Annotated in this window: 11 protein-coding genes; 6 read left to right on the forward strand and 5 right to left on the reverse strand. The window is 65.4% G+C overall.

Annotated elements, in window-relative coordinates; genetic code table 11:
* Nucleotides 1–87: 87 nt before the first annotated feature.
* Nucleotides 88–6,216: a kinesin gene (locus CK219_RS03050; RefSeq protein ID WP_095765248.1), complete on the reverse strand. Its 6,129-nt coding sequence runs from the start codon at nucleotides 6,214–6,216 to the stop codon at nucleotides 88–90.
* Nucleotides 6,217–6,517: 301 nt separating this feature from the next.
* Here CK219_RS03050 and CK219_RS03055 point away from each other — a divergent pair, with 301 nt between their 5' ends.
* The 3 genes from CK219_RS03055 (at nucleotide 6,518) to CK219_RS03065 (ending at nucleotide 8,634) form a co-directional block, all read left to right on the forward strand.
* Nucleotides 6,518–6,886 carry an Hpt domain-containing protein gene (locus CK219_RS03055; protein ID WP_095765249.1) on the forward strand — a complete coding sequence of 123 codons (369 nt, stop codon included), beginning with the start codon at nucleotides 6,518–6,520 and terminating at the stop codon, nucleotides 6,884–6,886.
* A gap of 101 nt (nucleotides 6,887–6,987) precedes the next feature.
* On the forward strand, nucleotides 6,988–7,308 hold the full coding sequence (locus CK219_RS03060) for a 2Fe-2S iron-sulfur cluster-binding protein (RefSeq protein ID WP_095765250.1): 321 nt from the start codon (nucleotides 6,988–6,990) through the stop codon (nucleotides 7,306–7,308).
* Nucleotides 7,309–7,602: 294 nt separating this feature from the next.
* Nucleotides 7,603–8,634 (forward strand): NAD(P)/FAD-dependent oxidoreductase, encoded by a 1,032-nt coding sequence (locus CK219_RS03065; RefSeq protein ID WP_095765251.1) that lies wholly within the window; start codon nucleotides 7,603–7,605, stop codon nucleotides 8,632–8,634.
* A gap of 150 nt (nucleotides 8,635–8,784) precedes the next feature.
* Here the strand turns inward: CK219_RS03065 and CK219_RS03070 are convergent, their stop codons facing one another.
* Nucleotides 8,785–10,269: an MDR family MFS transporter gene (locus CK219_RS03070; RefSeq protein WP_095765252.1), complete on the reverse strand. Its 1,485-nt coding sequence runs from the start codon at nucleotides 10,267–10,269 to the stop codon at nucleotides 8,785–8,787.
* A 208-nt stretch (nucleotides 10,270–10,477) separates the two neighbouring features.
* Entirely contained in the window at nucleotides 10,478–11,098 is a 621-nt protein-coding gene (locus tag CK219_RS03075; protein ID WP_095765253.1) for a DUF922 domain-containing protein, read from the reverse strand.
* An 84-nt stretch (nucleotides 11,099–11,182) separates the two neighbouring features.
* Between CK219_RS03075 and folP the strand changes: the two genes are divergently transcribed.
* Genes folP through folK form a run of 3 tightly spaced genes read left to right on the forward strand, consistent with a single transcriptional unit; the run spans nucleotide 11,183 to nucleotide 12,895 of the window.
* Entirely contained in the window at nucleotides 11,183–12,037 is an 855-nt protein-coding gene (gene folP / locus CK219_RS03080; RefSeq protein WP_095765254.1) for a dihydropteroate synthase, read from the forward strand.
* A gap of 2 nt (nucleotides 12,038–12,039) precedes the next feature.
* Complete coding sequence (gene folB, locus CK219_RS03085) at nucleotides 12,040–12,399, forward strand: dihydroneopterin aldolase (protein WP_095765255.1); 360 nt, start codon at nucleotides 12,040–12,042, stop codon at nucleotides 12,397–12,399.
* Nucleotides 12,383–12,895 (forward strand): 2-amino-4-hydroxy-6-hydroxymethyldihydropteridine diphosphokinase, encoded by a 513-nt coding sequence (gene folK / locus CK219_RS03090; protein WP_095765256.1) that lies wholly within the window; start codon nucleotides 12,383–12,385, stop codon nucleotides 12,893–12,895. Before folB ends, folK begins: the two co-directional genes overlap by 17 nt.
* A gap of 70 nt (nucleotides 12,896–12,965) precedes the next feature.
* Here folK and CK219_RS03095 read toward each other — a convergent pair whose 3' ends face one another.
* Both CK219_RS03095 and CK219_RS03100 read right to left on the reverse strand, forming a co-directional pair.
* Complete coding sequence (locus tag CK219_RS03095; RefSeq protein WP_095765257.1) at nucleotides 12,966–13,514, reverse strand: DUF924 family protein; 549 nt, start codon at nucleotides 13,512–13,514, stop codon at nucleotides 12,966–12,968.
* Between the two features lie 9 nt (nucleotides 13,515–13,523).
* Entirely contained in the window at nucleotides 13,524–15,359 is a 1,836-nt protein-coding gene (locus tag CK219_RS03100) for a monovalent cation:proton antiporter-2 (CPA2) family protein (protein ID WP_095765258.1), read from the reverse strand.
* Between the last annotated feature and the right edge of the window lie 52 nt (nucleotides 15,360–15,411).

Raw genomic sequence — 15,411 nt, forward strand, 5'->3', positions numbered from 1 at the left:
AGGCGCCGGGAAACCAATTCCATCGATCAACGGACAAAAGAAAAAGGCGGGCCGAGGCCCGCCTTTTTTGTCAGACTTGTCGGCCGCTCACTGCAGCCGGCCGCTGGCATGGGCCAGCATCGTGTAGACCTTGCCCGTGTCGGACGTCAGATAGGTCTGCGCCATGATGTTGTCGCGGTCGTTGCGCGAGACATCCTTGAGCAGCTTCTCGAAATCCTCGCAGTAACGGTCGACCGCGGCGCGGAATTCCGCCTCGGCCTGATACTTGCGGCGGATCTCGTCGAAGGTCTGCTGGCCCTTCAGCGTGTAGAGGCGACGGGTGAAGACGTCGCGCTCGCCCCGCCGGTAGCGGTTCCAGAGCTCGATTGAGGCGTCATGGTCGATGGCCCGCGCGATGTCGACGGAGAGCGAGTTGAGCGACTCCATGACATGCAGCGGCGAGCGCTGGGCAGGCGTCGCGCGCGGCGCTTCCGCCGGCGTTGCCGGCCGCAGCTCTTCCTCACGCGACGCATTGGTCAGGAGGTCGCGCACCCATCCGCCCTGCGCGGGCTTGCCGTTCGGATCGCGGCGCGGCGCCTCGGCGGGGCGTTCAAGATCGAGCGTGCCGCGCAGCGTGGTCTCCGCGAGCGGCGCCTGCGGAGCGCGGGCCGTTGGTTGCGATTGCTGCTGTGGCTGCGGGGCCGGGGGACGGCGCAGCGGCGGTTCGGCGGCTCGGGCCGGCGCCTGCGGAGCAGGGCGCAGGCCGCGTGGCTCGCCTTGTTCGCTGCTGCCGCTGCGACCGGATTTCGCAACGATATCCGACAGTTCCTTGAGCGCATTGATTTGCTCTGCGACAGCGCGACGAATGGCCGAGGTCGATTCCTTAGCCTCCTCCGGCATCTCGATCACGCCCTTCTTCAGCTCGGCGCGGGTAAGGTCGAGCTCGCTCTTGATCGAGCCTGCGGTGCGACGCATCTCTTCGGTCGCGTCAGCAAAGCGGCGTGTCGCCGAATCGACGACGTCGGCCATGGCGGCGCGGATCTTTTCCGCCGATTCCATCGTGCGGCCCTCCGCAGTCTGCATCGTCTGGCCGACGAGGTTTTCGAAGGAGCGCATCACCTTCTCGAGGTCTTCCGACTTCTTGACCAGGCCGACGGCGAGGTCTTCCAGCGAGGACTGACGCTCCAGCGTGTGCTCAAGATTGCTTTGCGCGGAGCTGAGCAAATTCGAGGCGCTGGAGAGCAACCGGCTGTGTTCGTCGAACTTGGTCGCGATCGAGGCCACCTCGCGCAGCGTCGCCGAGGACAGGTCGGTGAGCCGTGTCGTGTTGGAATCGACCAGACGCGCCGAACTGGCGAAAGTCTGGGCGGCCTTCTCCGTGGTCGTGGCGAAGCTCTGCGTGCTGCCGGAGAGCCGCTCCTCGACCTGGCCGAGATTGACGGCAGCCTGGTCGATCAATTGCCCGAGTTGCGCGCTGGAGGTCGTCATGCGGCCGATAAGATCGGCCACGCTGTCGGCAAGCGACGAGCGGGCGCCTTCGACGGCCGACAGCGTCTCGGCCGTGCGGCTGGCGAGAGCGTTGACGAGGTTCGTGTTCTCGCTGCGCAGCTTCTCGGCCGCCCGCTCGGTGACCTCTTCCATGCTGCGCTGCAGCTCGGAGCCGCCCTGGGCGAAGCGCTCGACCAGCGGTTTGGCCGTCTCGTCGAGGATTTTCGCCATCTCTGCCGAACGCGCCGCGAGCATGGTGTTGAGCTCGCGGGTGTTGGCGCCGATCGTGCGCGCGGCCTCGTTGGTGCTCTGGCCGATATGCTGGCCGACCGCCGTGAAGGTCTCGGCGATGACATTGGCGCGCGAGATGAGCTGGGCCTCGGCGCTGGAGACCTGCTCGTTGAGCTTCTGGCCCATGGTCTCGGCGCTGTAGGCGAGGCGGTTTTCCACGCTCGCCACCTGGTCCTCAACACGTGCGGCCGCGGCCGAGGCGCTTGCGGCCAGCCGTTCGTCGGCTCCGGCCAGCGCCTGCTCGATCTCGCGGGCATGCACGGCAAGCTCCTGCCCGGTCTGGCGGGCACGGTCGGCGACGCGCTGTTCGGTCGCCGCGAAGGCGCCGACGATCGTGTCGGCATGCTCGCCGATGGTCGAGGTGCTCGAGGCGATACGCGACACCAGACGGCTGTCGGCGTCGTCGAAGATACGTGCAATTTCGGACGCCCGCGACGACAGTGCCTCCGAGCCCTCGGCAATACGCGAGATCAGATGCTGGTCGGCGCTGTCGAAGATGCGGCCGAGGTCCGAGGCGCGGGCGGCCAGCGCTTCGGCCGATTCGCTGATGCGCATCGAAAGCCGCTCGTCGGCGCCCTCGAAGTTGCGCAGGATGTCGCCAGCACGGGCGGCCAGCGACTGCGCCGTCTCGACGGCGCGGGCAACCAGCTTCTGGTCGGCTGCATCGAAGGTGTTGGCGATGTCGCCGGCGCGTGCGGCCAGCTTGTCGGCGGTTTCCTCGGCGCGGGCCATGAGCGAGTTGGAGGCGTCGTCGGCGCGCGCCATCAGCATGTTGGACGTATCCTGAGCGCGCTCGTGCAGGCGGCGGTCCGCCGCCTCGAAAGCCTGCGCGATGTCCTCGGCTCTGGCAAGCAGCGCGGCGGACGTCTGCTCGGCGCGTTCGGCGATCTTGCGGTCGGCGTCGCTGAAAGCCGCACCGGCCTGCTCGTGCAGGGTGCTGGTGATCTCCATGACCTTGTCGCGCAGCGCGCCCGCCACGAACACAGCGGTCTTTTCCAGCACGCCGCGGACATTGTCGACGCCGGTCGACAGCGCACGCTCCATGGTGCCGGCGCGCTCCTCGATGACACCGGTCTGCCGGCTGAAGGCCTGCTCGATCTTCTCGACATCGGCGGCAATCGCCGCCGAGATATCGCTGCTTCGGGCAGCGATCTGGTCAATATGGCCGGAAACCGAACGGTCGACGTCCTTGCGCGCATCGGCAAGCTTGACGAGATCGTCCTCGAGGGCCTTGGCCAGCATGTTGCGGCCCTCGGACAGCTTGCCGACATGGCCGGCGATGACGTCGTCGATCTTCGAGCGGCTTTCCGTCAGCTTCTGAAGGTCCGCTTCGAGGGCGCGCCTAAGGATATCGCGGCCTTCGGCGAGCTTCTCGACCTGGCCGGCGACCAGGCCGTCGATCGAGGAACGGCTTTCGGCGAGCTTGGCGAGGTCGGCTTCCAGCGCACGCTTGAGGATGTCGCGGCCTTCCGCGAGCTTCTCGACCTGGCCGGAGACCAGGCCGTCGATGCCGGCGCGGCTCTCGGCGAGCTTGGCAAGATCGTCCTCGAGCGCCTTGGACAGCGTCGCCCGGTTCTGCGACAGTTGGTCGGCATGGGTCTGCATGAGGCCGCTGGCATTAGCCATATCGGTCTCCAGCGCACGCGAAAGCTCGGCGCGGTGATCGGTGATCTTCTGCGAATGATCGACGATCGCGCCCTGGATTGTGTTGAGGTCGGCCTCCAGCGCGCGCTTGAGGATGTCGCGGCCTTCGGCGAGCTTCTCGACCTGGCCGGCGACCAGCCCGTCGATGCTGGAGCGGCTCTCCGCCAGCTTGGCGAGATCGTCCTCCAGCGACTTCGACAGCACGGAACGGTCCTGAACGAGCCTGTTTTGATGGTCGGCGATGACGCCGCTGACGGCCTGCAGGTCGGTTTCAAGCGCTTTCGAAAGCTGTGAGCGATCTTCCAGCACCTTGTCCGAATGTCCCGCGATGGCACCCTTGATGGCGTTGAGGTCGGCTTCCAGGGCACGCTTGAGGATGTCGCGGCCTTCGGCGAGCTTCTCGACCTGGCCGGCGACAAGGCCGTCGATCGAGGCGCGGCTTTCGGCGAGCTTGGCGAGGTCGGCTTCCAGCGTGTGCGACAGCAGGCTGCGGTCCTCGGCGAGCTTGCCGGCGTGGCTGTCGATCAGGCCGCGGATGCCGCTCAGATCGCTTTCAAGGGCGCGGCTGAGCTCGCCGCGGTCCTCGGCGAGCTTGGTCGAGTGGGTCTCGATCAGGCCACGGATGCCGATGATGTCGGTCTCGAGCGCTTTGGCGAGCACCGCGCGGCCCTCGGCGATCTTCTCGACCTGACCGGCGACAAGGCCGTCGATGGAGGCGCGGCTGTCCTGCAGCTTGTTGAGATCGGCCTCCAGGGCGCGCGCCAGGATGTTGCGGCCTTCGGCCAGCTTCCCGACATGGCCGGCGACCATTTCGTCAATCATAGTACGGGCTTGGACGAGCCTGCCGGAGTCTTCGTTCAAGACCTGGGACAGGCGGTTGCGGCCTTCTTCGAGCTGCTCCAGATGGCTGCCCAGCGACGCATCGATGGCAGCGCGCGACTCGTTGACCTTGCGCAGGTCTTCTTCCAGCGCGCGCGAGATCAGGCTGCGGCCTTCTGCCAGCTTCTGCACCTGGTTGGTGACGGCGGCATCGATTGCCACGCGGCCTTCGGCGAATTTCGCCAGGTCCTCCTGCATGGCGGCCGCCATGCGCTCGCGGCTCTCCGAAAGCGCGCGGCTGTGGTTCTCGACGGCTTCCTCGATGCCGACACGGGCATCGGCCAGCCGCTGGATGTCGGAATCGAATGAGCGCGACACGACATGCCGGGCCGCTTCCATGCGTCCGGCGAAGTCGGTGGCGCGGGCTTCGAGCATGGAAGAGGTCGACGAGATGATGTCCGCCATGTCGGCGCCGATCTGCGTCTTGCCCTGGTCGATCATCGACGACAGTTGGTCCTTGCTCTCGGCGAAGGTGTGCGCGATCTCGCGGGCGCGCTCGACCAGCGTCTCGTTGATCTGGCGGGCGCGGGCTTCGAGGGCGGCGTTGAGTTTCTGCGTACCGGTGTCGAGCGCCTCGGCGCGGGTCTGGAATTCGCTGATCAGCGCCTGACCGCGTTCGGCCAGGGTCCGCTCGATGCCGCTGAGGCTCGTCTCGAACTCCGAATTCAAGGTACGCGCCGCGCCGCCGAGTAGCGAGACCATGCCGTTGGTGCGGTCGTCGAGCAGGTCGGTTAGCGAGCGTGTCAGGCCGTCCGTGGTGTCGGTGAGCTTGGCGATACGGGTGTCGAGGAGGCTCGCGAAAGCCTCGCCGGAGGTCGAAAGACGGTCCGTGATGTTGTCCAGGCGCGATTCCACGGAATCGAAGATCGACGTCGAGCTTTCATTGATGCGGTCGATCAGCGTGTCGCCGGAATTGTTGATCGTCATCGACAGCTTGGTCGACGCGTTGAGGATCGAGTCGCGGATGATGTCGCTTGCCGAGCCGATCTCGTCGCGCAGCGTCTCGTGAGCGCTGGCGATGGAGGCGCGCACGCGCTCGGCATGGGTGACGACCGCCTCGCGCTCGCTGCCGAGACCGTCGACCAGCGAACGGATGCGGGCCTCGTTCTCGGAATAGGAGCGTTCGAGCTGGCTGACTTCGCCGTGGACAAGCGTTTCGAGCTCGACCGCGCGGGCCAGGGTGCGCTCGATGCCTTCGCCCATGGCCGCCACCTCGCGGCGAACGGCCTGGCCGATCATCATGACACGGTCCTGGGCGAGGTTTTCGGGCTCCGCCAGGCGGAAGGCGACCTCGGTCATGGATTGCGCGGCGAGGCGCATTTCCTGCGCGCGCCGGATCATGGCGGCGAAAGCCCAGAACAGGATGACCGGAACGATCGCGGCAACCGCCAGGCCGATCAGCTCGGGACGGGCGAAGAACTGGTCGAAGGTGCGGATCTTCCAGATGCCGGGGCCGAACAACAGGTTGGCTAGGCCGCCGGCGCCGGCGATCCAGGCCAGCGAGATAAAGGCGATCACCCAGTAGACGGTGCTCGACGCACGGCGGTTGAGGCTGTGCAGCAGCGTCTTGTAGTCCTTCTGGCGGTCGTCGTTGGCGGGCGTGAAGCCGGCGGGAGGCGTGAAGCCGGACGGCTGCCCATTGCGCGGCTCGACCGGGCGCAACTCGGCCGGCTTGGCCGCGGACGCCCTGGGAGGCTGGGGGTTGGTAGGCTGGGGGTTGGCAGGCTGGGGATTGTTTGCCGGCTCCGTCCTGTGGCTGCGCCCTTCGCGCGCCAGCTCGTCGGCCGCCGCCGAAATCTGCGCCTCGAGATCCTCCATCGACGCCGCCATGTCGAGGCCGCCTTCGTCGCCGTTAAGGTCAAGGTCAAGCGCCTTTTCCAGTTCCGCGGCCACGTCATTCTCGAGAGACTTCGTCGTCGTTGGTTTCTTAGCCATGCCTTCGCTACCCTGTACTAGCTGCCGCGGGACTTATGATTTTGGCCTGATTCTGGCCCGATTCTGGCTTGTCTATCCCGCGCAGGAGGCTGAAAAATGGACCTTCGTATCGTAATGACACACCGGGGTAAAGAAAACATGCATTCCGGGCGATACGTAAAACTTTAAATATAAGGTTAACGGAGACGTGATCCGGCTGCCTCCGTGACAACATTTTTCCTCTGCAGTCGTTAACCCGTTGGCGACCGGGAGCGCCTATTTTCGTGGGCCCGTCTGCCCGCTTGATGGAGTTGCAGTGCGTATGCGTGGCGAAAGTGGTATTGCGTTTTCCATGCCGGGGGGCGACGCCTCCGGAACGGCTGGAGCCCGACCGGTGGATCTCGGCCATCTGGCACGCCAGACAATGGGCGACCGCGACCTCGAACGCGAGGTGCTGGCGCTGTTCGTGCACCAGTCGCTGTCGGTCCGTGACCAGATCGCGGATGCCGACGCGAGGCAAAGGGTGCTTCTGGCGCATGGCCTGAAGGGCTCGGCGCGCGGCATCGGCGCCTTTGCGGTGGCCGACTGCGCGGCGATCATCGAAACCCAGCCGGAAGACGTCCGGGCGCTCAGGCGGCTCAGCACGCTGATCGAGGAAGTGCGCGACTTCATCGCCGGCATCAGCCGCTAGTATCCCGCCTTTCTGAAAAACGTCATTTCGTGGCGCTTTCGCGCCGCAGTTGACTTGTCCGGCAGAGTGATTATCTCGGCTGCGACTCCTCAGGTGACTTAATGACCAAGCTGACTTACATCGCCCATGACGGGACCCGATTTGACGTGGAAGCCGAAAACGGCTCGACGGTGATGGAAAATGCAATCCGCAACGCGGTGCCCGGCATCGAAGCCGAATGCGGCGGCGCCTGTGCCTGCGCGACCTGCCATGTCTATGTCGACGAAGCATGGACAGCGGAGGTCGGCGAGCCGGAGGCGATGGAGGAGGACATGCTGGACTTCGCCTACGAGGTCCAGCCGAACTCGCGCCTCTCATGCCAGATCAAGGTGCGCGACGCGCTGGACGGGCTGGTGGTTCGGGTCCCCGCGCGCCAGGGTTAAGGCGCGTCGATATTCAGGTGAGGCCGGCCTGCAAATGGCGACTTCCTGCGCTTCCGGCCTTTGCCGGCCGAAGCACCCACGAATGGCGTGGCGGTTAAAATAAGCTACGGCCGGCGTTGGCCGGTTCTCGGAAGTCACCCAGTTTGGTCGCTTCGCGCCCGTCTTCGACTCCGACTCGGCCCAACCTGAATCTCGACACACCTTGGCAGCTTCCCAATATTCTTTCGCGCCGGCAGCTTGGCAGCGGCCCATAGCTCATGCAGTCTCGCCGCATTCCCAATCAGGGCGCAGCGCATGACCGATACCATCAAAACGGACGTTCTCATTGTCGGGGCAGGGCCGATCGGCCTGTTCGCCGTGTTCGAGCTCGGTCTGCTCGACATGAAATGCCATCTGATCGACATTCTCGATCGTCCCGGCGGCCAATGCGCCGAGCTCTATCCTGAAAAGCCGATCTACGACATTCCCGGCTGGCCGACGATCTCCGCGCAAGGCCTGGTCGACAAGCTCATGGAGCAGATCCATCCGTTCAAGCCGGACTTCACCTTCAACCGCATGGTGTCGAGCCTTGAAAAGCTGGAGGACGGCAGTTTCCGCGTCGCCACCGATGAAGGTGAATTGTTCGAGGCCAAGGTGGTGGTGATCGCCGCCGGCGGCGGCTCGTTCCAGCCCAAGCGTCCGCCCATTCCGGGCATTGAGGAGTACGAAGGCAAGAGCGTCTTCTATTCGGTCCGGCGCATGGAGGAATTTCGCGGCCACGATCTCGTCATCGTCGGCGGCGGCGATTCGGCGCTCGATTGGACACTCAACCTGCAGCCGATCGCCAAAAGCGTGACGCTGGTGCATCGCCGCCCGGAATTCCGGGCCGCGCCCGACAGCGTCAACAAAATGTATGCCATGCAGGAGATGAAGCAGCTCGAATTCCTGGTCGGCCAGGTCAGCGGCCTTGCCGGCGCCGACGGCCAGCTGTTATCGGCGACCATCAAGGGCGGTCCGGATGGCGACGTCGAGGTGCCGTGCACCCGCATGCTGCCGTTCTTCGGCCTCACCATGAAGCTCGGGCCGATAGCCGAATGGGGCCTTAACCTCAACGAGAACCTGATCCCGGTGGACACCGAGAAGTTCCAGACGTCGATCCCGGGCATCTTTGCCGTCGGCGACATCAACTGGTATCCAGGCAAGCTCAAGCTGATCCTGTCAGGCTTCCATGAGGTGGCGCTGATGGCGCAGGCCGCCAAGCGGATCGTCAGCCCGGGCGAGCGCATCGTCTTTCAGTACACGACCTCGTCGACCAGCCTGCAGAAGAAGCTCGGCGTGCATGATTGAGGCGTATTGATATTCAGGTGATGCCGGACTGCGAAGGGCAGCTTGCTGCGCTTCCGGTGCTCACGTACTTCAAGTACGCTCCGCTCCGGTTCTCGGAAACTGCCCTTCTCGACTCGGCCTGACCTGAATCTCAACACACCTTCAAGCGATCTACTCCGCAAGAGCGGGCGCGGTTTGCTCGTCGTGGCCGCGCAGTTCCTTTTCGGGCATCAGGGCCAGCGTGATCAGGGCCAGAACGAGCGTTGCTCCGGCGGCGACGAATATCATCACGAACGGCAACGCCGATGCCGGTTGGATATGCGTGTGCGAGCCTTCTGAGGACAGTGGCAGGCCGTAGCCGAGCGCGACGGCGCCGAGCATGGCCACGCCGAGCGCGCCGCCCAGCGTGCGCAGGAAGGTCAGAACGCCCGTCGCGACACCGAGATGCGCGCGATCGACGGCATTCTGGACCGAGACGGTGGCAACCGGGAATGTCGTTCCGCTGCCAAGGCCGATCAGAGTCGTCAGGATTTCCACCTCGAGCAGCGAGGCGTGTTCCGCAATGGCACTGAGCACGCCAATGCAGACGATGGCCAGCCCGACGCCGATCATCGCGATGCGCTTGTAGTGGACAAAGCGCGGGATCGTGCGGCCGCTGAAGGTCGCGCCGGCGACCGTGCCGAGCAGGAGGCCAAGCATCGCGGTGCCGGATTCGCTGACCGAAAGCCCGACGACCGATTGCAGATAGACCGGCAGGTATACCGACGCGCCGATATTTGCGGCCTGCAGGAGGAACATCGACAGTGTGCCGGCGAGCACGATCGGGTTGCTCAAGACCTCGAGCGAGATCAAAGGCTCGGCCGCCTTGAGCAGCCTGAGCGCGAAGAAGGCCCAGAACACCGCCGAGCAGGCAACCAGCCCAAGGATTTCGCGGGAAAACCAGGGATAGGCACTGCCGCCCCAGCTGAGCGCCAGGAGCAGAAGCGTTGTGGCGATAACCAGCAGCACGGCGCCCAAGCCGTCGATGCGATGGTTCTTGGCCGCGACCGGCAGCTTCTTCAACGGGTTGTTGATGATGGCCATGGCCAGGAAGCCGATAGGCAGGTTGATCCAGAAGATCAGCGACCAGTGCAGATGCTCGGCAAACACGCCGCCGAGCAGCGGGCCGGCGACGCTGGCGACCGCCCATGTGCCTGCGATCCAGGCCGCATAGCGGGCGCGCTCGCGCGGCGGCACGAGGTCGCCGATGACCGTCTGGGCCAGCGCGAAGAGACCGCCGCCGCCGGCGCCCTGGATGGCGCGGCCGATGACCAGCACCAGCATGTTGGGAGCGAGCGCGCTGACCAGCGACCCGAGCAGGAAGACGAGGATGGCGGCGTAGATGACAGGGCGGCGCCCGTAGACATCGGAAATCTTGCCGTAGAGCGGCGCCATCGCGGTCGCGGTCAGAAGATAGCCGGTGACGATCCACGGCAGATATTCGGCATGGCCGAGCGCGCCGGCGATCGTCGGCAGGGCAGGGGCTACGATGGTCTGATCAAGGGCCGCCAGCAGCATCGACAACAGCACGCCGCCGATGATGGCATTCTTCTCGCTCTCGCTCATCATCGGCGCGGCTTTCGGCGCCATCGCCTGGTTCTCGACGGTCTGGTCCATGCGTCATTCTTTCAAAGGCTGGTGCTTGGCGCGCAAGGCGGCTCTGGCCGCTCACGCCTGTCATTTCTCATCGTGGATAGCGGCTCGAGCGTTTGGAACCCGCTATATGTCGTTCGATATAGACCGATTTCGACCGTCCTTCGAAAGTTTTCCCGGTCTGGCACCATGCTTGGGCGAAATTGGCCCCGGACAGGGCTCGGCTCTCAAGTCAAGGCGGCGGCAGCTGGCCGGCTTCGACACGCTCCATCCGGTAGCGCATCAGCCGAAGGATACGGCTTTCGAAATTGACGCTTTCGACGCGATCGAAGCGGACCTGGTCCTGATCGTGCCTGGCGAGCTCGGCTGCCTGGACCGCGGCGGCGTTGAGCTTCGCCTGCTCGCAGGTCTTTTGCGGCGGGAGTGCCTTCAGCGCATCCTCGAGCAGGCGCGCATGGTTCTTGGCGATCTCGACATGGCGCTCCTCATGCCGCTTGATGTCGGCCGAGAGCGTATCCCAGACCAGCCTGACGCCGGGATCGGATTTGCGCGGGCGCCGCCATTCGGGGAGGATCACCTTGACCTTCAAGGTGACGGCCGCGTCGGCAATGCGGCAGGACCCGGCGCTCTGCGCGTAGCTGATGCGGGTGGTGAAGGCCATTTGGGTGGCGCCGGGATGCCGCGAGCCGGTGCTCTTCACCTCGGGGCCGTTTCTCGACAGCTGGTTCTGGATATCGTCGAGCGTGCGGCCGCCGACGCTGAAATAGCTGTAGGTCTTGACCAGACTGGCCGCGCCCGCCGGCAGGGCAGTGAGCGAGAGCATCAGGGCGCAGAGCAGGGAGCGGTTCATCATATTGCCTCTTCACGCACCTTGCTTTAGGGCCGTCGCCAGCGCAACGGAATTGATTTCGCGCGGATCACGCATGGTTGATGGACAATGACGACAAGGCGATGGCAGCTGGCGCATGGACGCTATCTCGACCTCGGTCCGAAGGCGGTCGTCGCCGGCATCCTCAACGTGACGCCCGACAGCTTTTCGGACGGCGGCCTGTTCATCGCGCCCGAGAAGGCGCTGGAGCAGGCGCACCGCATGGTGAAGCAGGGCGCGGCGATCATCGACGTCGGCGGGGAATCGACGCGGCCCGGTTTCGCCCCGATCTCCGCCGAGGAAGAACAGGCGCGCGTGCTGCCGGTCATCGCGGCGCTCGCCGCTTCCGGCGAGGCGCTGATCTCGGTCGACACCTATCGCGAGGACACCGCGCGGCTTGGCGTCGCCGCCGGCGCCCATATCGTCAACGACGTCTGGGGGCTGCAACGTGAGCCGGGCATCGCGCGCGTCGCGGCCGAGACAGGCGCCGGGCTCGTCATCATGCATACCGGGCGCGAACGGCAGAAGCTGCCCGACGTGATCGAGGACGAGTTCCTGTTCCTGCGCAAATCGCTGGAGATCGCGCGCGCCGGCAATGTCGCCGACAGCCAGATCGTGCTCGATGCCGGCTTCGGCTTCGCCAAGGAAACGGCGGAGGAAAACCTCGACCTGATGGCGCGTTTTTCCGAGCTTCAGGCGCTCGGCTACCCGTTGATGGCCGGAACCTCGCGCAAGCGCTTCATCGGCACCGCCACCGGGCGCGATCCCGCGGAACGGGCTGCCGGCACGGCGGCCACCAGTGTCATCCTGCGCTTGAAGGGAGCCGACCTGTTTCGCGTCCACGATGTCGCAATCAACGTGGATGCGCTGGCGGTCACCGATGCTATGCTTCAACGCGAAACCGAGCTTCCTTCCGGACACTGATCATGTACCTCATCCGCATGAAGAACTGCGCCTTCTTCGCCCGCCACGGCGTGCTGGACGAGGAGGAGACGCTTGGCCAGCGTTTCTACGTCGATGCCGAGCTGACGGTCGAGCCCAGCCGGCCGCTGACTGAGGATTCCATCGAAGACACCGTCAATTATGGCGTCGCCTTCTCGGTTATCGAAAAGATCGTGACCGGACATCGCCGCTTCCTGATCGAGGCGCTGGCGCTGGAGGTGGCGAAGGCGCTGACAGCGCGATTCTCGCAGATCAGGAAAGCCGCGATCACCGTGCGCAAGCCGAACGCCCCGGTGCCGGGCGTGCTCGATCATGTCGAGGTGACCGTTGTCTGGCCAGAATAGCGCCGTCTACCTCAGTCTCGGCGGCAATCTCGGCGAGCCGGCGAAGTCCATGGGCGCGGCATTGCGCATGCTGGACGGCGACGACGCGACGCGCGTCACCGCCGTCTCGTCGCTCTACCGCACGCCTCCTTGGGGCAAGCTCGACCAGCCCGATTTCCTCAATGCCGCCGCCGCGATCGAGACGGCGCTTTCGCCACGCGCGCTGCTTGAGCTTTGCCTCGATGTCGAGAAGCGGCTGAAGCGCGTGCGCGAGGAGCGCTGGGGGCCGCGCCTCATCGATATCGACATCCTGGTGTTCGGCGAGCGGGTGATCCACGAGACCGGGCTCGAAGTGCCGCATCCGCGCATGCTGGAGCGCGCCTTCGTGCTGGCGCCGCTGGCCGAGATCGCGCCAGGGCTTTCGGTCGGCGGCAGGAGCGTGTCGGAACGGCTCGAAGCCCTCGATACGTCCGGCATCGAGCGGCTGCCTTCGGGCCGCGAATGGTGGCTCGGCTGATTTTGCATTGTCGCAATTCCGGACGGAAAACCGCCCACACTTTTCCTGGAATTGCTCCGAAGCCGGCCGGTCAGCCGGAAAACCCGCCGCCGTCCAAAAATGCCTGCTCCTCGGCCGTCGTCGCACGGCCGAGCATGCGGTTGCGGTGCGGAAAGCGACCGAAGCGCTGGACGATCTCCAGATGTTCATTGGCGTATTTAAGATAGTCCGGCGCTCGCTCGGCGGTGAGTTCCACCGACCGTTCCTGATCCGCCAGCACTTCGGAATGCTCGAACGGCAGATAGAGGAAGACGCGAAACAGTTCTTCCAGCTCGAGGTCCTGACCGGCGGCGATCGCCCTGTCGGCGAAGTATCTGGCGAGCGGATCGGTCGCGTACATGTGGCCGGTGCCGCGGAAGCAGTTGCGCGGGAACTGATCGAGCAGGATCATCAACGCCAGCGATCCTTCGGCATGCCCATTCCAGTCGTCGCATTCGCGCCGCGCAGCGGCGTAATGCAGCTCGAGAAAGCGGCCGCGGAAATCGGCGTCGAAGGCGTCGCTCTTTTCGAACCAGGCGTCCTCGCCGGCGTCGCGCCAGAATGCGATGACCGAAAGCGCTCGCGGATCAAGCTCTGCCATATTTGCCTCTCAGTTCTTGGTCTCTGCCTGGTTCAGCACGACGGCGGTTTCCTGGTTCAGCGCGCGGCCGGCGCGGCGTGGCTGCGTGAGCGGCGTCGGGATCGGCGTGCCGATATTGCCCTTGAGGAAACGCTGGCCGGCGCGCACGCCCTCGGCCAATTGCGTCTCGAAGCGCGCTTCGTCGCGGCGTCGCACATCCTCAATGACTTCGGCGACCTCCTCGGGATCGACGCCAAGCGCCTCCAGCGCGGAGCCGCCGAAGACCAGCGCCGATTCGAAGGTCTCGCGCAGCTGATAGTCGACGCCGGCGCGCACGAGCTGCAGCGCGGTGCCGCGGTCGAAGGCGCGCGCCAGGATGGTGACCAGTGGAAATTCGGCCTTGATAAGCTGCGCGATGCGCACGGCGGCGTCGGGCTTGTCGACGCAGATCAGCACCGCGCGGGCGCGCCCGGCGCCAGCCGCATGCAGGATGTCCAGCCTCGTGCCGTCGCCGTAATAGACCTTGAAGCCGAAATCGGCCGCCGCCTGGATCATCTCCACCTCGTTGTCGATGATCGAGACGTCCATCCCGCGCAGCAAAAGCGGCTGGCTGGCGATCTGGCCGAAGCGGCCGAAGCCGATGATGAGCACGCTGCCGGTGAGGCCGTCGGCGATGTCGACGCCGTCGAGGGACTGCTCGTCGCGCGGGGTGAGGTAACGCAGCGCCAAGATCGCGAGCGGTGTCAGCACCATCGAGATGATGACGATGGCGGTCAGCGTGGCGTTGGCCTGGCCGTCGATGATGCCGACCGCGGCAGCGGACGAATAGAGCACGAAGGCGAACTCGCCGCCCTGCGCCATGAAGACGGCGCGTTCGAGCGCCTCGCGATGGCCGCTTTTCAGAATGCGCGCGACGACGTAGATGCCGAATGCCTTCATGACCATGTAGGCGACGACATAGATGGCGATGAGCCGCCAGTTCTGGGCTACGACGCCAAGGTCGAGCGACATGCCGACGGCGAGGAAGAACAGGCCGAGCAGGATGCCGCGGAACGGCTCGATATCGGCTTCGAGCTGGTGGCGGAAGGTCGATTCCGACAACAGCACGCCAGCGAGGAAGGCGCCCATCGCCATCGACAGGCCGGAGAGCTGCATGGCCAAGGCCGATCCCAGCACCACCAGCAGCGCCGCGGCGGTCATGACCTCGCGGGCGCGGGCATCGGCCAGGATGCGGAAGAGCGGATTGAGCAGGTAACGGCCGGCCACGACCAGTCCCACGATCGCGGCGATGCCGATCCCAACTTCGGTCAGCCGCTCCGAAAGGCTGGTTTCGGCGCCGCCCGGCGCGAGGAATGCGATAAGCGCGAGCAGCGGCACGATCATCAGGTCTTCGAGCAGCAGGATGGAGACGATGCGCTGGCCTTTCGGCGTGGCGATCTCACCGCGCTCTTCGAGCAACTGCATGACGATCGCCGTCGAGGTCAGGATGAAGCCGGCGCCGGCGACGAAGGACTGCGCGATGGGAAAGCCTCCGGCCAGTCCGACGAGAGTGAGCAGGACTGCGCAGACGCCGACCTGCAAGGCACCCAGGCCAAAAATCTCGCGACGCAGACCCCAGAGCCGCGACGGCTGCATCTCCAGCCCGATGATGAACAGGAACATGACGACGCCGAGCTCGGCGACGTGGAGGATCGCTTCCGATTCAGAAAAGATGCGCAGGCCGAACGGACCGATGACCACGCCGGCGGCGAGGTAGCCGAGGATCGAGCCCAGCCCCATGCGCTTGAAGATCGGCACGGCGACGACGCCCGCGGCGAGCAGCGCCACCACCTGCACCAGATCGCTGCTCGACGCTTCAACTGCCATGCCTGTCGTCCCGTTGCTCGAAGCACTCCTTGCATGCCCCGGGAGCGAGAGG

The organism is Mesorhizobium sp. WSM4313, assembly GCF_002294725.1.
GTDB lineage: Bacteria > Pseudomonadota > Alphaproteobacteria > Rhizobiales > Rhizobiaceae > Mesorhizobium.